The organism is Ideonella sp. A 288 (assembly GCF_002198735.1).
Taxonomy (GTDB): domain Bacteria; phylum Pseudomonadota; class Gammaproteobacteria; order Burkholderiales; family Burkholderiaceae_C; genus Pseudaquabacterium.
The window spans coordinates 65,134-85,283 of record NZ_MWLO01000158.1 but is presented as its reverse complement, the minus strand read 5'-3'; the positions used below and the strand labels follow the sequence as shown (position 1 = coordinate 85,283).

19 protein-coding genes are annotated in these 20,150 nt (G+C 67.6%); 11 read left to right on the top strand and 8 right to left on the bottom strand.

The features are described from left to right. Window positions 1–320: 320 nt before the first annotated feature. Together garD and EOINJALH_RS29165 are read right to left on the bottom strand one after the other, a co-directional pair. Window positions 321–1,892, bottom strand: a complete 1,572-nt coding sequence (gene garD, locus EOINJALH_RS29170) for a galactarate dehydratase (protein ID WP_088286876.1) — start codon at window positions 1,890–1,892, stop codon at window positions 321–323. A 143-nt stretch (window positions 1,893–2,035) separates the two neighbouring features. Beyond that, on the bottom strand, window positions 2,036–2,752 hold the full coding sequence (locus EOINJALH_RS29165) for a FadR/GntR family transcriptional regulator (RefSeq protein WP_088286874.1): 717 nt from the start codon (window positions 2,750–2,752) through the stop codon (window positions 2,036–2,038). Window positions 2,753–2,984: 232 nt separating this feature from the next. Between EOINJALH_RS29165 and EOINJALH_RS29160 the strand changes: the two genes are divergently transcribed. The 11 genes from EOINJALH_RS29160 to EOINJALH_RS29110 all read left to right on the top strand — a co-directional run bounded on the left by EOINJALH_RS29160 (window position 2,985) and on the right by EOINJALH_RS29110 (window position 15,381). Beyond that, the gene (locus tag EOINJALH_RS29160; protein ID WP_088286873.1) at window positions 2,985–3,968 is read left to right on the top strand and encodes a TRAP transporter substrate-binding protein; all 984 of its coding nucleotides are present in this window, start codon (window positions 2,985–2,987) and stop codon (window positions 3,966–3,968) included. A gap of 165 nt (window positions 3,969–4,133) precedes the next feature. Next, complete coding sequence (locus EOINJALH_RS29155) at window positions 4,134–4,583, top strand: TRAP transporter small permease (RefSeq protein ID WP_199873504.1); 450 nt, start codon at window positions 4,134–4,136, stop codon at window positions 4,581–4,583. Further along, complete coding sequence (locus EOINJALH_RS29150; RefSeq protein ID WP_088286868.1) at window positions 4,574–5,866, top strand: TRAP transporter large permease; 1,293 nt, start codon at window positions 4,574–4,576, stop codon at window positions 5,864–5,866. The genes EOINJALH_RS29155 and EOINJALH_RS29150 overlap by 10 nt, the downstream gene beginning before the upstream one ends. A 49-nt stretch (window positions 5,867–5,915) precedes the next feature. After that, window positions 5,916–6,725, top strand: coding sequence for an NAD(P)-dependent oxidoreductase (locus EOINJALH_RS29145; RefSeq protein WP_088286866.1), 810 nt, complete (start codon window positions 5,916–5,918; stop codon window positions 6,723–6,725). Between the two features lie 101 nt (window positions 6,726–6,826). Then, a complete protein-coding gene (locus EOINJALH_RS29140) occupies window positions 6,827–8,674 on the top strand; it encodes a glycoside hydrolase family 28 protein (RefSeq protein WP_088286864.1) in 1,848 nt (615 codons plus the stop codon). A gap of 9 nt (window positions 8,675–8,683) precedes the next feature. Next, entirely contained in the window at window positions 8,684–9,472 is a 789-nt protein-coding gene (locus tag EOINJALH_RS29135) for an HpcH/HpaI aldolase/citrate lyase family protein (protein WP_088286863.1), read from the top strand. A 12-nt stretch (window positions 9,473–9,484) separates the two neighbouring features. Further along, complete coding sequence (locus EOINJALH_RS29130; RefSeq protein ID WP_088286861.1) at window positions 9,485–10,381, top strand: 2-hydroxy-3-oxopropionate reductase; 897 nt, start codon at window positions 9,485–9,487, stop codon at window positions 10,379–10,381. A 59-nt stretch (window positions 10,382–10,440) separates the two neighbouring features. Continuing rightward, complete coding sequence (locus EOINJALH_RS29125; RefSeq protein WP_088286859.1) at window positions 10,441–11,727, top strand: glycerate kinase; 1,287 nt, start codon at window positions 10,441–10,443, stop codon at window positions 11,725–11,727. Then, window positions 11,724–13,148 (top strand): pyruvate kinase, encoded by a 1,425-nt coding sequence (gene pyk / locus EOINJALH_RS29120; protein WP_234414096.1) that lies wholly within the window; start codon window positions 11,724–11,726, stop codon window positions 13,146–13,148. Before EOINJALH_RS29125 ends, pyk begins: the two co-directional genes overlap by 4 nt. Before the next feature lies 1 nt (window position 13,149). Next, window positions 13,150–14,187, top strand: a complete 1,038-nt coding sequence (locus tag EOINJALH_RS29115; protein WP_088286857.1) for an SMP-30/gluconolactonase/LRE family protein — start codon at window positions 13,150–13,152, stop codon at window positions 14,185–14,187. A gap of 111 nt (window positions 14,188–14,298) precedes the next feature. Further along, the gene (locus EOINJALH_RS29110) at window positions 14,299–15,381 is read left to right on the top strand and encodes a porin (RefSeq protein WP_088286855.1); all 1,083 of its coding nucleotides are present in this window, start codon (window positions 14,299–14,301) and stop codon (window positions 15,379–15,381) included. Window positions 15,382–15,460: 79 nt separating this feature from the next. Here EOINJALH_RS29110 and EOINJALH_RS29105 read toward each other — a convergent pair whose 3' ends face one another. The 6 genes from EOINJALH_RS29105 to EOINJALH_RS29080 form a co-directional block, all read right to left on the bottom strand. Further along, window positions 15,461–16,231: a FadR/GntR family transcriptional regulator gene (locus tag EOINJALH_RS29105; RefSeq protein ID WP_088286854.1), complete on the bottom strand. Its 771-nt coding sequence runs from the start codon at window positions 16,229–16,231 to the stop codon at window positions 15,461–15,463. Between the two features lie 10 nt (window positions 16,232–16,241). After that, window positions 16,242–16,634, bottom strand: coding sequence for a hypothetical protein (locus EOINJALH_RS29100; RefSeq protein WP_088286852.1), 393 nt, complete (start codon window positions 16,632–16,634; stop codon window positions 16,242–16,244). After that, entirely contained in the window at window positions 16,631–17,140 is a 510-nt protein-coding gene (locus tag EOINJALH_RS29095; protein WP_234414095.1) for a gluconokinase, read from the bottom strand. Before EOINJALH_RS29095 ends, EOINJALH_RS29100 begins: the two co-directional genes overlap by 4 nt. A gap of 13 nt (window positions 17,141–17,153) precedes the next feature. Then, window positions 17,154–18,224 carry an ABC transporter ATP-binding protein gene (locus tag EOINJALH_RS29090; RefSeq protein WP_088286850.1) on the bottom strand — a complete coding sequence of 357 codons (1,071 nt, stop codon included), beginning with the start codon at window positions 18,222–18,224 and terminating at the stop codon, window positions 17,154–17,156. Between the two features lie 49 nt (window positions 18,225–18,273). Beyond that, window positions 18,274–19,116 (bottom strand): carbohydrate ABC transporter permease, encoded by an 843-nt coding sequence (locus EOINJALH_RS29085; RefSeq protein WP_088286848.1) that lies wholly within the window; start codon window positions 19,114–19,116, stop codon window positions 18,274–18,276. 73 nt (window positions 19,117–19,189) lie between these two features. Then, window positions 19,190–20,131 carry a carbohydrate ABC transporter permease gene (locus EOINJALH_RS29080; protein WP_234414094.1) on the bottom strand — a complete coding sequence of 314 codons (942 nt, stop codon included), beginning with the start codon at window positions 20,129–20,131 and terminating at the stop codon, window positions 19,190–19,192. Window positions 20,132–20,150: the final 19 nt, after the last annotated feature.

Sequence of the window (20,150 nt, the reverse complement as noted above, 5' to 3'; positions counted from 1 at the left end):
GATCCCAGCCTGGTGACCTCACCTGAAGCTTGCGCAAAAACATAGAACCTCAGACAACTGCGGCGAGCTTGATGGCGAAGCGCGCTGCGCGCGCCACCGCAGGGCCTGCGCGCTTCAGCGCCACAGAGGCGCTCCCCGGCCTGCCCGCACGCGGCTTTGCATCACCGGCGGTCGCGGTCGAAGGGGGGGGGGCTTCGTGGTGCACTACCCATGGTTCAGCGCCCGCGTCGGCTGCCGCCTGACGCGCAGCGCAGATCGTCGGACGAAACGAACGAGCGCAATGAGCGAATCAGTCGCTCAGCCCCGCACACCGATGCGCATCAGGTGACGGGCGCCGGATTGAACAGCACCAGCGCGTTGTGCAGCTTCCAGTGTTCGGCCCACGTCTTCCTGCGGCCGCTGGCCACCTCGAGCATCAGGCGGAACAACCCCCAGCCGACCTCTTCGATCGTCGCGGAGCCATCGGCGATCGTGCCTGCGTTGAGGTCCATCAGGTCGTGCCAGCGCTTCGCCAGGTCGCTGCGGGTGGCCACCTTGATCACCGGCACGGCAGCCAGGCCGTAGGGCGTGCCGCGGCCGGTGGTGAACACATGCAGGTTCATCCCTGCGGCCAGTTGCAGCGTGCCGCAGATGAAATCGCTGGCCGGCGTAGCGGCGTAGGTCAGGCCCTTGGCCTTCAGCTTCTCGCCGGGTGCGAGCACGTTGGAGATCGGCGCCGTGCCGGACTTGACGATCGAGCCCATCGCCTTCTCGACGATGTTCGACAGCCCGCCCTTCTTGTTGCCCGGCGTGGTGTTGGCGCTGCGGTCGGCGCCGCCGCGTTGCAGGTAGGCGTCGTACCACGCCATCTCGCGGATCATCGCCTCGGCCACCTCGGGCGTGGCGGCGCGCGCAGTGAGTTGGTCGATGCCGTCGCGCACCTCGGTCACCTCGGAGAACATCACGCTGGCACCGGCGCGCACCAGCAGGTCGGTGCAGAAGCCGACCGCAGGGTTGGCGGTGACACCCGAGAAGGCATCGCTGCCGCCGCACTGCACACCCACCACCAGTTCGCTGGCCGGCACGGTTTCGCGCCGACGCGCGTTCAGGCGCTCGAGGTGTTCTTCGGCCTGCCGCATGATCGATTCGACCATCGACATGAAGCCCACATGGGCGTCGTCTTGCAGGCACACGACGTCGAGCGCCTCGTCGGCAGACTTGCCGACGTCGGCCACGTTGCGTTCGTCAACGATCGCGAACGACCCTGGCGGCAGCAGCCGCTCGGGCTGCAGCTTCTCGCAGCCCAGGCTCACCGCCATCACCTCGCCGCCGAAGTTCGGGTTCAGGCTGATGTTGCGCAGCGTGCGGATTGGCACCACGGCATCGGGCGCGTCGATGGCCACACCGCAGCCATAACCATGTTCCAGAGCGACCACGTCGTCGACGTTCGGAAAGCGCGGCAGCAGTTCGGCCTTGATGCGCTGAACCGCGAAGTCCGTGACGCCGGCCACGCACTGCACCGTCTGCGTGATGGCCAGGATGTTGCGCGTGCCCACCGAACCGTCGGCGTTGCGGTAGCCCTCGAAGGTGTGGCCCTCGAGCGGCGGCAAGTCGGCAGCCCTGGACGTGGCGATGGGCAACCCTTCGAGCCCGCGCGCCTGCGGCATGCGGAGCAGTCGCTCGTGCACCCAACTGCCGGCAGCGATGTCCTTCAACGCGTGACCGATGGCGATGCCATAGCGCAGCACGGGCGCTTCCGCGGAGATGTCCACCAGGGCCAGCTTGTGGCCCTGCGGGACGCGGTCCACCAACCTCAGCCCGCCCGGCAGCACGGTGCCGGCCGCCAAGCCGCCGTCATTGGCCACGATCGCCACGTTGTCGCGATCGGTCATTCGGATGGTCAGCGGCCTCATCGCTTCAGCGGCGGGCGACGGGGCAGCAGCGGACACGGCATCGGGCATCGGAATCTCCAGGCGTCAACAGAAGTTGCTGCAACGAAGATCAAATTGTCTGATATTCAATAAAGTTGTCAAGCAACTTTGATGTGGGGCGCCGTTCATGGCAGAGCCGTTCCTTCGAAGATGCGGCGCTTCGCATTGACCACGTGCAGGCGCGTGGCCTCGGCCGCCTCGGCGGGTGAGCGGCGCGCTATCGCGTCGACGATCGCCTGGTGCTCGGCCTGCACCGTGCGCACGCGCTCCATGCTTTTCTTGTCGGAGACGCTGCGGGCCAGTTCCATGAACTGCCGGATCGGCGCGACGCTGGTCTCCACGGTATTGACGAAGAACGGGTTGTGCGAGGCGCGCGCGATCGCCAGGTGCAAGCGCACGTCTTCCTCGATGCCTGAATGTCCGCCCTCCATCGCCTGGCCCAGCGCATCGAATTCGGCGCGCATCGTTGCCAGGTCTTCGCGGTCGTGGAATTCGGCCGCCGCCGCCGCGGCGCCACCCTCGACGCAGCAGCGAAAGACGTAGTAGCGCTCGATGTCGGCCAGGTTCCTGATCGGTGTGGCCGTGGCCGTCGCCGAGCCCGGGCGGCGCACGACATGGCTGCCCGAGCCGCGCCGCGATTCGATCACGCCGTCGGAGCGCAGGCGGGCCAGGGCCTCGCGCACCGTAGGGCGCGAGACATTGAAACGGCTGGCCAGAACGTCCTCGGTGGGTAACTTGCCGGTTGCCGTGAAGTCGCCCCGCAGGATCGCTTCGACGATGCGTGTGTAGATCCGGTCGGGCAGCGAGCCCGGGCCGTCGGGTTGCAGGATGGGATCGTTCATGGGGTGGTTGGCGTGGCCGCCCTTCGCAGGCCGTCGCGCCTGAGCATTGGTGTCCTCATCTTAGCAGGCGCAGCTACTGAAGCCAGACAACTGTAGGTGTTTCTCCCTATAGTTGCATTACAACTAGGCAACATACAGTCAAGTTGTCAGACAGCAATAGACGCCAATCACCGCGCTCGAGGCCCTGCATGGGCAGGCACGGGCAGCGTCCCCCACCACCTCGAGGAATTCCATGATCCACCCTCTGCGCCACAGTCTCCTCGCCCTCAGTGCGGCCATCGGCCTGGCGATCACCTCTCCCGTGCTGGCCCGGGATTTCCGTTCGGCGGACGTGCATCCGGCCGACTACCCGACGGTCGAGGCCGTGCGCGCCATGGGCAAGGCCCTCAAGGAGCAGTCGCACGACAAGCTCGGCGTCAAGGTCTTCGCGTCGGGCGCGCTCGGCGCGGAGCGCGACACCATCGAGCAGTTGAAGATCGGTGGCCTGGACATGATGCGCATCAACGCGGCGCCGCTGAACAACATCGTGCCCGAGACGATCGCGATCTCGATGCCGTTCGTCTTCCGCTCGATCGACCACATGCGCCGCGTGCTGGACGGCCCCATCGGCGACGAGATCCTGGCCGCCATGGGCGAGCAGGGCATGGTCGGGCTGGCCTTCTACGACAGCGGCGCGCGTTCGGTGTACACCGTGAAGCGGCCGATCAAGACGCTGGCCGACGTGAAGGGCATGAAGATCCGCGTGCAGCAGTCGGACCTGTTCGTGGCCATGATGGAGGCGCTGGGCGCCAACGCCACGCCGATGCCCTACGGCGAGGTCTACACCGGCCTGAAGACGGGCATCGTCGACGGCGCCGAGAACAACTGGCCGTCGTACGAGTCGTCGCGCCACTTCGAGGCCGCCAAGTACTACAACACCACCGAGCATTCGATGGTGCCCGAGGTGCTGGTCTTCTCCAAGAAGATCTGGGACACGCTGTCGAAGGACGACCAGGCGCTGCTGCGCAAGACCGCCAAGGAATCGGTGTCCACGATGCGCAAGCTGTGGGACGAGCGCGAAGCCAAGTCTCGCAAGGTGGCCGAGGCCGGCGGCGCGCAAGTGGTCGTCATCGCCGACAGGAAGCCCTTCGTCGATGCCATGGCCCCCGTTTACACGAAGTTCGCCAGCACACCCAAGCTGCGCGATCTGGTCAAGCGCATCCAGGAAGCGAAGTAGCCGCTTCGGCTCGGTGCCAGGTGGCGCCGGCCCAACCCGTCCCACTCACAAGGAGTTCCGATGAAGGAACTGGCATTGGCGGACCCTCCGCAAGCCCAGGCGCTCGCTGAACCACCGCTCGACGGCTGGTTGACTCGTCTCAACGCCCCGGTTGCGCGCGTGGGCATGTACCTGTCGGTGGGAGGGCTGTTCACGATCGTGGCGATCGTGTTCTTCCAGGTCTTCGGACGTTATGTGCTGAACAGCTCGCCCACCTGGACCGAGAGCCTGGCCCTGGTGCTGGTGCTCTACGTCACTCTGATCGGCGCGGCAGTCGGTGTGCGCGATGCCGGGCACATCGGCATGGAATCACTGCTGGTGCTGGTGCCCGAGCATGTGCGCAACCGCGTCGAACTGGTCATCCATATGCTGGTGATGGCCTTCGGTGCCGCCATGATCTGGAACGGCGGCGTGCTGGGCCTGTCGGTGGCCAGCTACAGGATCCCGAACCTCGGCCTGCCCGAAGCGATCCGCTACGCGCCGCTGGTCATCTCGGGTGTGCTGATCATCTCGTTCTCGATCGAGCACGTGATCGCGCTCGTCCAGGGCAAAACCGTGGAGCCGTCATGGCACTGACCATCCTCTGCATTACCTTCTTCGGCTTCCTGGTGCTGGGCGTGCCGGTCGCGTTCGCGATCGGGCTGTCGTCGCTGTGCACGATCCTCTATGAAGGCCTGCCGCTGGCCGTGCTGTTCCAGCAAATGATGTCGGGGATGAACGTCTTCTCGTTCCTGGCCATTCCCTTCTTCATCTTCAGCGGTGAGTTGATGCTGCATGGCGGCGTGGCCGACCGCATCGTCCGCCTGGCGCAGAGTGCGGCGGGCCATGTGCGTGGCGGCCTGGGCATGTCCAACGTCGTGGCCTGCACGCTGTTTGGCGGCGTCTGCGGCTCGGCGGTGGCCGATGTGTCGGCGATGGGCGCGGTGATGATCCCCATGATGAAGAAGGATGGCTATCACGCAGACTACGCGGTCAACGTGACGACCCACGCCGCGCTGGTCGGTGCCCTGATGCCCACCAGCCACAACATGATCATCTACGCGCTGGCGGCCGGCGGCTCGGTGTCGGTGGGCGCGTTGATCGCCGCCGGCCTGTTGCCCGCTGCCGTGCTGATGGTGTGCATGCTGGTCGCCGCCTATGCGGTGGCAGTCTCGCGCGGTTATCCGGCCGGCGAGTTTCCGGGCTGGTCGGGTGTGTTGCGTGCCGCCGCTGCGGCAGCGCCGGGCCTGCTGATCGTCGTGATCATTCTTGCCGGCATTCTGTCGGGCGTCTTCACCGCCACCGAGGCGGCGGCGATCGCGGTGATCTACACGCTGGCGCTGACCTTCCTGATCTACCGCACGATGAACTGGCAGCACCTGATGCTGGCGGCCGCAAAGGCAGTCAAGACGACCGGCGTGGTGTTGCTGCTGATCGGCGTGTCGGCGATGTTCCAGTATCTGATGGGCCTGTACGAGGTGGCCGACTTCATGGGCAACCTGGTGTCAAGCGTGACGACCACGCCGTGGGCCGTGTTCCTGTTGATCAACGTCATCCTGTTCGTTCTCGGCACCTTCATGGACATGGCGGCGACGATCCTGATCGCGACGCCGATCTTCCTGCCGATTGCGATGAAGTACGGCATGGACCCGGTGCAGTTCGGCATGGTGATGCTGATCAACTGCGCGCTCGGGCTGAACACCCCACCCGTCGGCACCGTGCAGTTCGTCGGCTGCGCCATCGGCGGCATCTCGGTCGGTGCGGTGATGAAGACCATCTGGCCGTTCTACGGTGCGTTGGTGGCGGCCCTGTTGCTGGTCACTTACGTGCCCGCGTTCTCGCTGGCCCTGCCGCGATTGTTCATGGGCTACACCGGTTGACGCGCCGCGGCCCGCAACCCCTACATATCCCTTCTGCGAGGTGAATCGAATGACCAAAGTGGCTTTGAGCGGCGCTGGCGGCATCGTCGGCAGCATCCTGCGCAAGGGTCTGCGCGAGCGCGGCGTCGACCTGCGCGCTGCCGGCGGCTCGCGCCCGTTGGTGCCGCTTTACGACGGCGAGGACGTGATGCACGGCGACCTGCGCGAGCCGGCCGTGGTCGACCGGCTGCTGGCGGGCGTAGACGTGCTGATCCACATGGCCGGCACCAGCGTCGAGAAGCCACTGCCCGAGATCATCGAGAACAACCTGCGCGCGCTGTACGAGGTCTACGAGGGCGCCCGCCGCCACAAGGTGCGGCGCGTCGTCTTTGCGAGTTCGAACCATGCCTTCGGCATGCACCCGGTGGACGCACAGCTGAGGCTCGATGCGGCCTTTCGCCCGGACGGCTTCTACGGCCTTTCCAAGGTGTGGGGCGAGGCCATGGCACGCATGTACTGGGACAAGCATGGCATCGAGGGCATCTCGCTGCGCATCGGCACGACCATGGGAAAGCCACCCGAGAACCAGCGACAGCTCAGCACCTGGATGGGCAGCGATGACCTGCTGCACCTGGTGCAGCGCTGCATCGATGCGCCCGAGGTGGGCTATTGCGCGGTTTGGGGCGTCTCGGCCAACAGCCGCGCCTACTACGACCTGTCCGAGGGCAATGCGATCGGCTACCAGCCCACGCAGAACGCCGAAGCCTGGGCGGCCGAGATCGAGGCGAAGCCCAACCCGCTGGACCTGGTCGCCCGCCAGTTCCAGGGCGGCGCCTTCGTGACCATGGACTACACGCCGCCCGAACGCCGCGGGCGCTAGCCCCGATCCCCTGCCGAGCAATCCGATCGCCGGACACCCTGTCCGGGCGGCGGGCCTCGCCATGCCTCGACGACCACGACCAACCTCCACAGGAGTTCACGATGACACTGCCCAGCGACAAACCCTCAGCGCGCCGCCGCTTCCTGGTTCGAGCCCTCGGTGCCGGTAGCAGCCTGGCGCTTCCGCCGCTGCTCAGCGGCTGCGGCGGCGGCGGCGAAGGCGACACGGAGGGCATCGTTGCCGCCGCCCAACCCACGGTGCAGGCGTTGCACGAACGGCACCGCATGCCGGACCTCGACCCGGAGGCCGTGGCCTGGAACCGCACGGTGCCGCGGATCCTGTCGCGCATACGCGCGCCGCACTTCCCGCGCCGACGCTTCCTGATCACCGACTTCGGCGCCGTGGCCGGCGACCGCGTCGACGATGCCGTGGTGCTCGGCAACACGCGGGCCATTGCCGCGGCGATCGCAGCCTGCCATGCCGCCGGCGGTGGCCGCGTCGTGGTGCCCAGCGGAACCTTCATGACCGGCGCGATCCGCTTGCGCAGCCGGGTGAACCTGCACCTGCCCGAGATCGACTCGGTGCTGCTGTTCGACACCGACCCGCGCAAGTACCCCAACGTGCTGACGCGCTGGGAGGGCAACGACCTCTACAACCACTCGCCGCTGGTCTACGCCTACCGCGAGCGCGATATCGCCATCACCGGCAAGGGCACGCTGGACGGCCAGGCCGGCATCGACCAGTTCGATCCGAACAACAAGCAGGGCAACCCGTCAGCGTGGTGGTGGTGGAAGGGCGGCAGCCAGGGCAATCCGAAGTTCGGCTGCGCCAAGGGCACCAGCACCTTCCCGTCCAGCCTCGGCGCCGCCTGTCTGCCGCACCAGGCGGCCGACAGCCTGCTGCTCAAGAGCCAGGGCGCGGTGCCAGGCCATGTGCCGGTGTCGCAGCGCGTCTATGGCATCGACGCCAGCGGCACGCAGCACTACCTGCGTCCGCCGCTGGTCGGACCCTATGGCTGCGAGAACGTGCTGATCGAAGGCGTCACGCTGAAGCGCTCGCCATTCTGGGTGGTGCATCCGCTGTTCTGCAGGAACGTGACGGTGCGCGCGGTGGACATCGTCAGCCTGGGCACCAACAGTGACGGCTGCAACCCCGAGGCCTGCGTCGACGTGTTGATCGAAGACTGCAGCTTCGACACCGGCGACGACTGCATTGCCATCAAGGCCGGCCGCGGCACCGATGGCTTCGCGCCGCCGCCGGGAATGCCGGCCGACGCGATCGCACCGTGGGTGGTGTACCCCAACCATCCGGCGCAGTGCTCGACGAACGGCGACACCAGTGCCTGCGCCGCCGCCACCCGCAACATCGTGATCCGCAATTGCGTGATGGCCAGCGGACATGGCGGTGTGACGCTGGGCAGCGAGATGTCGGGTGGCATCGAGAACGTCTTTGCCGAGAACATCCAGATGAACAGCAGCGAACTGGACATCGCGCTGCGCTTCAAGACCAACACACGCCGCGGTGGCGTGATGCGCCACTTCTATGCACGCAACGTCCTGGTGCCCAACGGCGTCTCGACCAACAACGCGGCCATAACGATCGACTACTTCTACCGCGCCGACAGCTCCGACGACCCGGCCGAATCCGGACCCTACAGGCCGGTCACCGACCAGATTTACGTCAGCCATCTGACGGTGGGGCGCGGCACCAAGGCAGGCACCAAGGCCTTCAACATCCGCGGCTTTGCCACCGCGTCGCCGGCACCGTTGACGCTGCCGGCGAACTACGTGCCCAACACGCCGCGCGCAGGGGTGGTGGGCAGTGTCGGTCTCAACGACCCGATCGGCATCGTGCGCGTGCGCGACTCGGTCTTCGATGTCAGCACCACGCCCGACGTCGTCCAGAACGTCGACCTGCGTCTCGACAACGTGACCATCAACCGGACCTAGGAGTCGAGCATGAGACCGAACCGCCTGCGAACGCTGTGGCAGGAAGGCAATGCGGCCGTCAACGGCTGGCTGGCCATCCCGAACAGCTTCTCCGCCGAGACGATGGCCCACCAGGGCTGGGATTCGCTGACCATCGACCTGCAGCACGGTGTCGTCGACTACCAGGCCCTGGTGACGATGCTGCAGGCCATCTCTACCACACCCACCGTGCCCGTGGTGAGGGTGCCCTGGCTCGAGCCGGGCATCCTGATGAAGGCGCTGGATGCCGGCGCCTACGGCGTGATCTGCCCGATGGTGAACACCCGCGCGGACGCGCAGAAGCTGGTCGCCTGGACGCATTACGCGCCACGTGGCACACGCAGCTTCGGGCCGGTGCGCGCGCTGCTGTATGGCGGGGCCGACTACCCGCAGCAGGCCAACGACACGATCGTCACCTTCGCCATGATCGAGACGGCTGCCGCACTCGACAACCTCGACGCGATCCTCTCGGTCGAAGGGCTGGACGCGATCTACATCGGCCCGTCGGACCTGTCGCTGGCGCTCGGCTGCACGCCCACCTTCGACGACCTCGACCCGAAGGCTGCCGAGGCGGTGGACCACATCCTGGCCCGTGCCCAAGCCCACGGCGTGGTCGCCGGTATCCACAACGGCAGCCCGCAGGCGGCGCTCGCCCGCATCGCCAAGGGCTTCCGTTTCGTCACCGTCAGCTCCGACGCGCGGCTGATGGCCGCTGGCGCGCAGCAGGTGGTCGCAGCGATGCGTGCCGCTCCGGCGCAGGCCGGCTCCAACACCTACTGAAGGACCACGCACATGAAGATCGGATTCATCGGACTGGGCATCATGGGCGCGCCGATGGCGCTGCACCTAGTCGACGCCGGCCACCAGCTTTTCGTCCACACGCGGGGCGCCGTCCCCGACAGCGTGGCCGCGTCGTCTGCCACCGCCTGCGGCAGTGCCGCAGAGGTCGCCCGCCATGCCGAGGTCGTGTTCATGATGGTGCCCGACACGCCCGATGTCGAGGCCGTGCTGTTCGGCGAGAACGGCGTCGCGTCCGCCCTGCAGACCGGCGGTGGCGCACGCAAGGTCGTCGTCGACATGAGCTCGATCTCGCCGATGGCCACCAAGGCTTTCGCGGCGAAGATCAACGCACTCGGCGCCGACTACATCGATGCGCCAGTCTCGGGCGGCGAGGTCGGAGCCAAGTCCGCGTCGCTCACCATCATGTGCGGCGGTGATGCCGCGGTGTTCGACAGGGTGCGTCCGTTGCTCGAAAAGATGGGCAGGAACATCACCCTGGTCGGTGGCAACGGCGACGGTCAGACCACCAAGGTGGCCAATCAGATCATCGTCGCGCTGACCATCGCCGCCGTCGGAGAGGCCTTGCTGTTTGCCAGCAAGGCCGGCGCCGACCCGTCCAGGGTGCGCCAGGCGCTGATGGGCGGCTTTGCCGCTAGCCGCATCCTCGAAGTGCATGGCGAGCGGATGATCAAGCGCACCTTCGCGCCCGGGTTCCGCATCCGCCTGCACCAGAAGGATCTGAACCTGGCACTGCAGGGTGCGCGCGAGCTGGCGGTGTCGCTGCCGCAGACGGCGGGCGCTGCCCAGCTGATGCAGGCCTGCGCGGCCAATGGCATGGCCGACCTGGACCATTCGGCCCTGGTCAGGGCCCTCGAGCTGATGGCCGGGCACGAGGTGGATCGAGGCTGAGCCGAGCAGGCCGTCTCGGCACCACTGCGTCCTGCGCACTCCCAACCAAGACACGCTCCATGAACGAGATCGATCGCCGGCCGCTGCTGCGCGCCATGTTCGACGCCGCGATCGCGGCGGCGCAGCCCGCGCGGTGTCTGCCGCCGCACCTGCCGGCGCCGCCGAAGGGACGAACCATCGTCATCGGTGCAGGCAAAGCATCGGCCGAGATGGCGCGAGTGTTCGAAGACCACTGGGCCGGCCCCTTGGCGGGCCTTGTCGTGACGCAGTACGGCCACGAGCGGCCGTGTCGGCGGATCGAGATCGTGCAGGCCGCACACCCTGTTCCCGACGAAGCGGGCCTGCTCGCGACCCGGCGCATCAGGCAACTGGTCTGCGGGCTCAGCGAAGACGACCTCGTTATCGCGCTGATCTCCGGGGGCGGTTCTTCGCTGCTGGTGGCGCCGGCCGAGGGGCTGACCCTGGCCGACAAACGGGCCATCAATGCCGCGCTGCTGGTCAGCGGCGCCAGCATCTCGGAAATGAACTGTGTGCGGCGGCACCTTTCGTCCATCAAGGGCGGCAGGCTGGGCGCCGCCTGTCATCCGGCCAGGCTGGTCACGCTGCTCATCTCCGACGTTCCGGCCGATGGCCCCATCGACATCGCGTCCGGACCGACCGTGCCCGACCCGACCACCTGCAGCGACGCGCTGGCAATCATCGACCGCTACGGCATCGGGCCTTCGCCGGCGGCAAGAACCCTGCTGACCAGCGGCGCGGGCGAGTCGGTCAAACCGGGCGACAGCCGCCTGCGCGGCGCGGACCTGCGCATCATCTCCGCGCCGCAGAGATCGCTCGAAGCGGCGGCTGAGATCGCCCGCGGGGCAGGCCTTGTGACGCACATCCTGGGGGATAGCCTGGAGGGCGAGTCGCGCGAGCTGGGCAAGTCGCTCGCCGGCATCGTGCGCCAGGTCGCTGCGCGCGGGCAGCCATTCGCCGCACCCTGCGTGCTGCTGTCGGGCGGCGAGACCACCGTGACCCTGAAGGGCAGTGGCCGAGGCGGTCGCAACGTCGAATTCCTGCTGTCTCTGGGCATCGCCCTGCGCGGACTCGGCGGCGTGCATGCGCTGGCCGGCGACACCGACGGTGTCGATGGTGCCGAGGCGATCGCTGGTGCGGTGCTCGCACCCGACACGCTAGCGCGCGCCTGGTCGCTCGGCATCGACCCCTGCGTCAGCCTGGACCGCAACGACGGCCATGGCTTCTTTCAGGCGCTGGGCGACTCGGTGGTCACCGGGCCCACGCTGACCAATGTGAACGACTTCCGCGCCATCGTCATCGATGCGGCGCCAAGGAAAGCCCCATGATGCAGAAGCGCCCCTCCAACGCCAAGATCGTCGCCACGCTGGGCCCGGCCAGCACCGACCGCGCAACCATCGAAGCCCTGGTGCGCGCCGGGGCAGATGTCTTCAGGCTGAACTTCAGCCACGGCACGCACGCCGACCACGAGCAGCGGCTGAACCTGATCCGGCGCATCGAGTCCGACCTGGGCCGGTCGATCGGCGTGCTGCTGGATCTGCAAGGACCGAAGCTGCGCGTCGGAACCTTCGCCGACGGATCGGTGAAGCTCGTCGAGGGCGCCGACTTCCGGCTCGATTTGCGGCGCGACCAGCCCGGCAATGCCAACCGGGTGGCCTTGCCGCATCCCGAGATCTTTGCCGCGCTCACGCGGGGCGCCGAGCTGCTGCTCGACGACGGCCGCCTGCGCCTGAAGGTGGTGTCCTGCGGGGCCGACTTTGCCGACACCCGGGTCGTCAACGGCGGCACGCTGTCCGACCGCAAGGGCGTGAACGTTCCCGATGTGGTGCTGCCACTGTCGGCGCTGACGTCCAAGGACCGGGCTGACCTCGACTTCGGGTTGGCGCTGGGCGTCGACTGGGTCGCGGTCTCGTTCGTGCAGCGCGCGCAGGACATCATCGACATCAAGCAGATCGTGCAGGACCGAGCTGGCATCGTCGCCAAGCTGGAGAAGCCTGCGGCGATGGCCTGTCTGGACGAGATCCTCGAGGTCACCGATGCGGTGATGGTGGCGCGCGGCGACCTCGGGGTCGAGCTTCCTGCCGAGCAGGTGCCGGCGATCCAAAAGCGCATCGTGCGCGAATGTCGCCGGCTCGGCAAACCCGTCATCGTCGCCACGCAGATGCTCGAGTCGATGGTGAGTGCGCCGGTGCCCACCCGCGCCGAGGCGTCGGACGTGGCCACGGCGATCTACGACGGCGCCGATGCGGTGATGCTGTCCGCCGAATCGGCATCGGGCCGCTATCCGGTGGAGGCGGTCACCATGATGGACCGCATCGTCGCGCAGACCGAAGCCGACCCGCATTACCGTGCGGCCATCGACGCCTCGCACACCGCTCCAGCGGCGAACATCGCAGACGCGGTCGGCTGGGCGGCGCGATCGGTGGCCGGGTTGCTCGAGGTAGCAGCCATGGTGGCCTATACGAGCTCCGGTTCGTCCGCACTGCGCATGGCGCGCGAGCGACCACGTGCGGCCATCCTCGGCATGACGCCTCGCCGCGAAACAGCCCGCCGACTGGCGCTGGTGTGGGGCGTGAACCCGGTGCTGTGCCGCGACGTGACGAGCATCGCCGAGATGACCGAGGAGGCTGTTGCCGCCGCAGTGAGGCTGGGCTTCGCCACCCCGGGCCAGACACTCGTCATCGCGGCCGGGATTCCTTTCGGCAGCCCAGGGTCGACCAACCTCCTGCACATCGCTCGGGTCGATTGACATGTTTTCACGCAACCCTGCAGCCCGCCCGGATGGATCTGCATCAGGTGGTCCGGATGTTGGCGACGCCACGACCCGGGATCGATGGCCGGACTTCAAGCCCAGCACGCGCTACCCCGACCCCGCGGTGAAGATCCTCGACCCCAGCTTTGCCAGATACCGGCTGTACAGCAGCTCGGTCGAGCGGCTGGGCGGCGGCATGCGATGGGCCGAAGGGCCGGTGTGCTTTCCCGCCGGCCGCTATGTCCTGGTCAGCGATGTGCCGAACAACCGCATCATGCGCTATGACGAGGTCACGGGTGCCTGGGGGGTGTTCCGGCAGCCGTCCAACTTCGCCAATGGCAACACACGCGACCGCCAGGGCCGGTTGCTCACTTGTGAGCACCTCACACGCAGTGTCACCCGCACCGAGTTCGACGGCAAGGTCACGGTGCTGGCCGATTGCTTCGACGGCAAGCGCCTGAATTCGCCGAACGACATCGTCTGCAAGACCGATGGGTCGGTCTGGTTCACCGATCCCAGCTTCGGCATCGACGGCGACTGGGAGGGCGACAGGGCCACAGCCGAACTGCCGCATTCGGTGTACCGATGGGCACCCGACGGCGCGCTGACCTTGGTCACTGCGGCGCTGGCCGGTCCCAACGGGCTGGCGTTTTCGCCCGACGAGAAGTGGCTCTACATCGTCGAGTCGCGTGCGGTACCGAGCCGAGTGGTCTGGCGCTACGACGTCGACGGGGCCAAGCTGTCGAACAAGACCCGGGTGGTCGACGCCAACGGCGCCGGTGCGCTCGACGGCATCTGCGTCGACATCGACGGCAATCTGTGGTGCGGCTGGGGCAGCGACGGTCGAAGCGGCGCGTGCTCGGCCGATCTCGACGGTGTGATGGTGTTCAACCCCGGCGGCATCCCGATCGGATTCATCGCACTGCCGGAGCGCTGCGCCAACCTGACTTTCGGTGGTGCCAAGAACAACCGCCTCTACATGGCGAGCAGCCGTTCCCTGTACGCGATGTATGTCAACACCAGGGGCGCGACATGACGCACCGGACCATGCACACACGCCACATCCGCGTCATGACCTGACACGGCTCGATCCCCGCAGGACCACCGGGTTGTCGTGGTCCGCATCCGTCTCTCCAAAGGAACCCCCATGAAGCACTCGAAGATCCTGCCGGCAGCGCTGCTGGCCCTGTGCGGTGCGGCACAGGCGCAGTCCAACGTCACGCTGTTCGGCCTGCTCGACCTGAACCTCAATCACTACTCGGCCGGCAGCAAGTCGGGTGGCAGCGGCCTCACCGCCCTGACGGATGGCACCGCCAACGGCGCCAACGGCTCGCGTTGGGGTGTGCGCACCACTGAAGACCTGGGCGGCGGCATGCGTGCCGGCGCGTGGCTGGAAAGCGGCGTGCTGGTCGACACCGGCGCCTTCGGGCAGGGCGGCCGCGCCTTCGGGCGCCAGGCCTTTGTGTCGCTGAGCGCCACCGCTCTGGGCGAACTGCGCATTGGTCGCCAGTACGTGCTGAGCGACACCGTCGTTGGCCAAGGCAATCCCTACGGCAACGCGATGGCCTACAACCCGACCACTTCGGTCACCAACGCCGGCAAGAACCTGCCGTTGTTTCTGAACGCATCGCGTGTCGACAACATCATCCAGCTCCAGACCTCGGCGCTGGGGCCAGTGACGCTGGCCGCGCAATACGGCTTCGGCGAGAACACCACCGACAACTTCACCGGCCTGCGCGGTGTGTACGCCAGCGGCCCGTTGTACCTGGGCGCCACCTACGAATGGAACAAGTCGCGCAGCACGGGCAGCGCCATCAACAAGTCGCTGTCGGCCTCGGCCAACTACGACTTTGGCGCTTTCAAGCTAATGGCCGGCATGCAGCACAACAGCGACCTGGCGCTGGGCAGCAGCAACGGCGCGGCCTCGGGCGTGTCGAACCTGGTGGTCACCGGCAGCCGCACCTTCACGGCCGACACCATCGACGGCGCCACCATTGGCGTCGAGGTGCCGGTGGGCGGCCTGGCCCGCCTGGCCGCCAACTACACGCGCCTGCGCTACCAAGGCGCGGCCGGTGCCTCGGACAACCTGGGCAAGCTGGCCATCGGTGGCTGGTACTACCTGTCGAAGAGCACCATGCTCTATGCCAGCGGCTACTTCGCCACCGGCGGGCTGAAGGACTACATCGCCCAGAAGTCGATGTATCAGGCAGGCGTGCGCACCTCGTTCTGAAGAGTGGCGGGCCGGTGCAGGCTGCCGTTGCGGTGAAGGGCAAGCCGTCCTTCGAATGCTGGCGGTCTCTCGCGGCCGCTCAATCCTTACGCGAGGCCGGCACGCGCGAACCCTTCAACGGCAGCGCTGGCATGCTCAGCGACGGCAGCTTGCGGCGCGAGGCCAGCACCTGCTCGATGTCGTCCTGCGCGCCGTCGATCAGCAGCAGGCTGGCGCGCTCGGCTTTTTTGGGGTCGCGGGCGATCACAGCATCGAGCACCGCGCGGTGCAGCGGCAGCGAACTGGCCGGGCCGTCGGGGCGCGAGGTCGAGATCTCGAAGCTGGTGCGCAGCAGCGCGCCCAGCGCCTTGCTCATCTGCACCACCATGCGGTTGTGGCAGGCGCGCAGCAGGCCCTGGTGGAAGCGCAGGTCGTGGGCCACGTAGTCGCCGCCTTGCTCGATGGCGTGCTTCATGCCGGCGTAGGCGGTCTCGATGTCGGCGAGGTCGGCGGCGGTGGCGCGCTCGGCGGCCAGGCGCACCCCGGCCGGTTCGATCACTCGGCGCAGTTCCTGCAAGTCGCGCAGGAACTCGCGCGTCAGCCCGGCCCTCGATTGCCACGCCACCACGTCGGGGTCGAACCAGTTCCAGTCGTCCGAGGGCAGCACGCGGGTGCCCAGTTTCGGGCCGGTGATCAGCAGGCCCTTGGCCACCAGCGATTTGACGGCCTCGCGCACCACCGTGCGGCTGATGCCGTATTCCTCGCACAGCATCGGCTCGGGCGGCAGCGAGGCCCCTGGAAGATAGCGCCCAGAAACGATGGCCTCGCCCAGCTGGTCGAGGGTGTTGCCGAGCATGTTCTTCACGGCCATGGTGATGGCCCTAGGCGCGGACGAACAGCGTGACGAGCGGATCGGGCCCGACCTGGCGGCTCCAATGGCCATGCACCGCCGGATCGAACGTGGCGCCCGCGGGCAGCGTGTCGGCCGAATAGAAGTGCTCGCCCGGCGAGAACACCCGTGAACTGCCGTCCTGCAGGCTGATTTCCATCTGGCCGCCCAGGATGAACACCCATTGCGGATCGCCCGTGCAATGGAACTCGCTGCGAAAGCCCGGTGGGCTGCGGCGCAACTGCATGCCGCCGCTGGGCATCAGCGGCGACAGCCGCGCCGCCGGCTTGCCCTCGGTCAGCGCGATGGCCTGCTCGCGGAAGCGCGCGCGGCCGTCGGTGTCGGTGAAGAGGATGACCTGGGTGAAGCTGTCGGTGGCGTTCATGGCGTGGGGGTCTGCAGGTGCCTGAGGGCCTCGGCGGTGATCTGGCCGGGCGGGGTGCGGATGTCGAAGGCGATGGCGTCCTCGTCGGGGCCGGGCGGCTCGAGGGTCTCGAGCTGGCTGGGCAGCAAGGACGCCGGCATGTAGTGTCCTCGACGGCGGGCCAGGCGCCGCGCCAGCACCGCGGGGTCGCCGTGCAGGTGCACGAAGCGCACGTCGGCGGCGCCGTCGCGCAGGATGTCGCGGTAGCGGCGGCGCAGGGCCGAGCAGGCGATCACCAGGCCGCGGTCGGCCTGCCGGGCGTCGCGCAGGCGGTCGGCCAGGGCCTCGAGCCAGCCCTGGCGGTCGGCGTCGGTGAGTGCGATGCCGGCGGCCATGCGCTGCACGTTGGCCGGCGGGTGCAGCGCGTCGCCTTCGACGAACGGGATGCGCAGCGCCCGGGCCAGGCGCTTGCCCAGCGTGCTCTTGCCGCAGCCACTGACACCCATCACGACCACGCGCAAGGACATGGGGGGTGCGGCCCTAGGCCAGTCGCAGCCCGCTGGCGCCGTCGAACACGTGCGCCTTGGCCGCGTCGATGGCCAGGTGCACCGCCTGCCCGGGTTTCACGTCGGTGCGGCCGTGCATCACCAGCGTGAGCTGGGCGGCGCCCACCTGCAGCAGCAGCTCGGTCTCGGCACCGGTGGGCTCCACCACCACCACCGTGGCGGCGATGCCGGCGGCGGCCAGCGACAGGTCACCGGGCCGGATGCCGTAGTGCACCGACAGCCCGTCCTTGGCGGTGGACAACGGGTTCACCGGCCAGGCCGCGCCCTCGGCCTCCACGTGCACGCCGCCGTCGGCGCCGCGCCGCAGCGTGCCGGGCAGCACGTTCATCGCCGGCGAACCGATGAACTGCGCCACGAAGAGGTTGCCGGGGTGGTCGAACAGTTCGAGCGGCGTGCCGATCTGCTCGATGATGCCTTCGTGCATCACCACGATGCGATCGGCCATGGTCATCGCCTCGATCTGGTCGTGCGTGACGTAGACGGTGGTCGTCTTCAGGCGCTGGTGCAGCGCCTTGATCTCGGCGCGCATCGCCACGCGCAGCTTGGCGTCCAGGTTGGACAGCGGCTCGTCGAACAGGAACACCTTGGGGTCGCGCACGATGGCCCGGCCCATCGCGACGCGCTGGCGCTGGCCGCCCGACAACTCCTTCGGGAAGCGGTCGAGCAGCGGGCCCAGGTTGAGGATGCGCGCGGCGTTGTCCACCCGCTGGGCGGTGAGCGTGGCGTCGGCCTTGCGCAGCCGCAGGCTGAAGGCCATGTTCTCGCGCACCGTCATGTGAGGGTAGAGCGCGTAGCTCTGGAACACCATCGCGATGTCGCGATCCTTCGATTCGAGATCGTTGACGACCTTGCCATCGATCAGGATCTCGCCGCCGGTGATGTCCTCCAGGCCGGCCAGCATGCGCAGCAGCGTGCTCTTGCCGCAGCCCGACGGCCCGACCAGCACGACGAACTCGCCGTCCTGGATGTCGAAGCCGATGCCGTGGATGACCTTGACCTTGCCACCATAGGTCTTCTGGATGTTCTTGAACGATACGGATGCCATGGCTAGGCCTGGTGAGCGAGAGGGTCGGGCGCGGGGGTCGTGGTGTCGGTCATGATTTCACTGCGCCGGCGGTGAGGCCGGACACCATGTAGCGCTTGAAGGCGTAGTAGATGGCCGCGGGCGGCATCGCGTAGATCAGGCCGGTGGTCATCAGCAGTTCCCAGGGCGAATCGTCGGCCGACAGGAAGTTGCCCAGCGCCACCGCCAGCGTCACGCTGCGGTCGTTGGACAGCAGCAGGAAGGCGTACAGGTACTCGTTCCAGGCCAGCAGCAGCGAGTAGGTGCCCACGGCCACCAGCGACGGCACCATCAGCGGCAGGTACACCAGCCGGAACAACTGCAGCGGCGTGGCGCCGTCCATGCGCGCCGCCTCGTCCAGTTCCCAGGGCAGCTTGTCGCTGGCCTGCTTGAGCACCCAGATGCAGTAGGGCGACGCGATGGTCACCATCGCCAGGATCAGCGACCACTGGTTGTTGAGCAGGCCGTAGTTGCCCATGGTCTTGTACATGGGCACGGCCAGGAAGGCCGCCGGGATGAAGTAGGTGAACAGGGCCAGGTTCATCACCGTGCGGCCGCCGCGCACCTTCAGCCGGCTGATGGCGAAGGCCGCCGAGGTGGCGATGAACAGCGTGATCGCGGCCACCGCCACCGCGATGACCACCGAGTTCCACATCTGCAGCCAGAAGTGGTCGAGGTAGAAGTGCTTCTGCCGGAACACGATGTCGAAGTTCTGCAGCGTCGGGTTCTTCGGCCACAGCCGGCCCGAGGTGGCCGAATCGCGCTCGGAGATGGCGAACAGAAACAGGTGGTAGACCGGGATGACGGTCCACAGGAACACCGGGATGCCGATCAGCAGCAGCTTGGCTTCGGTGGTGACGGCTTTCCACTTCATGACGGCCTCCGCAGTGCCGTCCCAAGGAGGCCAGCCCCCTCGGGGGGCAGCGAACGCATGCGAGCGTGGGGGCTCATTTCGACAGCCTCTTCATCATGAAGTAGACGAGGGGCAGCACCAGCGGCAGCGCGACGACGATCGAGGCCATTGCCAGGTCGACCTGATCGAGCCGAAGATAACGGATGCCCAGCGTGGCCAGCACGTGCGTCAGGTCGGCCGGGCCGCCGCCGGTGAGCAGATAGACCGAGTTGAAATCGCCCAGCGTCCAGATCATCGACAGGATGGTGGACGTGAGGTAGAGCGTGCGCATGCTCGGCCAGGTGATGAAGCGGAACTTCTGCCAGCTGGTGGCGCCGTCCACCGATGCGGCCTCGTACTGCTCGCCCGGGATGGCCAGGCGCCCGGCGATGAGGATGAGCGTCCAGAACGGCAGCGACTTCCAGATGTGCATCAGCATCGAGAAGCTCAGCGCCAGCGTCGGGTCGTTCAGCCAGTTGGGGCCGTCGAGTCCGGTGAGCCGGAAGATCAGGCTGTTGATGACGCCCCACTCGGGGTTCAGCATGAAGCGCACCGACAGGATGGTCGGGATCGACGGCACCGCCCACGGCAGGATGAACAACACCGACAGCGCCTTGATCCACCAGCGCTCGCGGATGAAGAAGCCCGACAGCACCAGCGCCACCGCCATCTTCAGGTTGATGGCCACCACCAGGAACACCACGGTGTTGACGGCGGTGCGGAAGAAGATGGGGTCGTCGAAGAGCTTGACGTAGCTCTCGGGGTGTCGCGCCAGCCACAGTCCGTAGCCCACCGGGTAGAGCACGAACACCAGGAACACCACGAGATACGGCAGCACCAGCGCCCGGCCCCAGAACTCGAACGAGCTGAGACGGCCCCCAGGCGGCGGCAAAGGCCCGCCGCCGCCCCCCGGGGGGGGCGAGGAAACTTCGGAGCGGCCGTGCGTTTCCTCGAGTGGCTTGCGGGCCTGCGGCGCAGGGGCTGCAACGGCGGTCATCGTGGCTCCGGCAGGGCGC

Excerpts from the sequence above, each read along its gene's own strand:
- garD (WP_088286876.1), bottom strand. The coding sequence starts at position 1,892 with ATGAGGCCGCTGACCATCCGAATGACCGATCGCGACAACGTGGCGATC.
- EOINJALH_RS29165 (WP_088286874.1), bottom strand. The coding sequence starts at position 2,752 with ATGAACGATCCCATCCTGCAACCCGACGGCCCGGGCTCGCTGCCCGAC.
- EOINJALH_RS29160 (WP_088286873.1), top strand. The coding sequence starts at position 2,985 with ATGATCCACCCTCTGCGCCACAGTCTCCTCGCCCTCAGTGCGGCCATC.
- EOINJALH_RS29155 (WP_199873504.1), top strand. The coding sequence starts at position 4,134 with ATGTACCTGTCGGTGGGAGGGCTGTTCACGATCGTGGCGATCGTGTTC.
- EOINJALH_RS29150 (WP_088286868.1), top strand. The coding sequence starts at position 4,574 with ATGGCACTGACCATCCTCTGCATTACCTTCTTCGGCTTCCTGGTGCTG.
- EOINJALH_RS29145 (WP_088286866.1), top strand. The coding sequence starts at position 5,916 with ATGACCAAAGTGGCTTTGAGCGGCGCTGGCGGCATCGTCGGCAGCATC.
- EOINJALH_RS29140 (WP_088286864.1), top strand. The coding sequence starts at position 6,827 with ATGACACTGCCCAGCGACAAACCCTCAGCGCGCCGCCGCTTCCTGGTT.
- EOINJALH_RS29135 (WP_088286863.1), top strand. The coding sequence starts at position 8,684 with ATGAGACCGAACCGCCTGCGAACGCTGTGGCAGGAAGGCAATGCGGCC.
- EOINJALH_RS29130 (WP_088286861.1), top strand. The coding sequence starts at position 9,485 with ATGAAGATCGGATTCATCGGACTGGGCATCATGGGCGCGCCGATGGCG.
- EOINJALH_RS29125 (WP_088286859.1), top strand. The coding sequence starts at position 10,441 with ATGAACGAGATCGATCGCCGGCCGCTGCTGCGCGCCATGTTCGACGCC.
- pyk (WP_234414096.1), top strand. The coding sequence starts at position 11,724 with ATGATGCAGAAGCGCCCCTCCAACGCCAAGATCGTCGCCACGCTGGGC.
- EOINJALH_RS29115 (WP_088286857.1), top strand. The coding sequence starts at position 13,150 with ATGTTTTCACGCAACCCTGCAGCCCGCCCGGATGGATCTGCATCAGGT.
- EOINJALH_RS29110 (WP_088286855.1), top strand. The coding sequence starts at position 14,299 with ATGAAGCACTCGAAGATCCTGCCGGCAGCGCTGCTGGCCCTGTGCGGT.
- EOINJALH_RS29105 (WP_088286854.1), bottom strand. The coding sequence starts at position 16,231 with ATGGCCGTGAAGAACATGCTCGGCAACACCCTCGACCAGCTGGGCGAG.
- EOINJALH_RS29100 (WP_088286852.1), bottom strand. The coding sequence starts at position 16,634 with ATGAACGCCACCGACAGCTTCACCCAGGTCATCCTCTTCACCGACACC.
- EOINJALH_RS29095 (WP_234414095.1), bottom strand. The coding sequence starts at position 17,140 with ATGTCCTTGCGCGTGGTCGTGATGGGTGTCAGTGGCTGCGGCAAGAGC.
- EOINJALH_RS29090 (WP_088286850.1), bottom strand. The coding sequence starts at position 18,224 with ATGGCATCCGTATCGTTCAAGAACATCCAGAAGACCTATGGTGGCAAG.
- EOINJALH_RS29085 (WP_088286848.1), bottom strand. The coding sequence starts at position 19,116 with ATGAAGTGGAAAGCCGTCACCACCGAAGCCAAGCTGCTGCTGATCGGC.
- EOINJALH_RS29080 (WP_234414094.1), bottom strand. The coding sequence starts at position 20,131 with ATGACCGCCGTTGCAGCCCCTGCGCCGCAGGCCCGCAAGCCACTCGAG.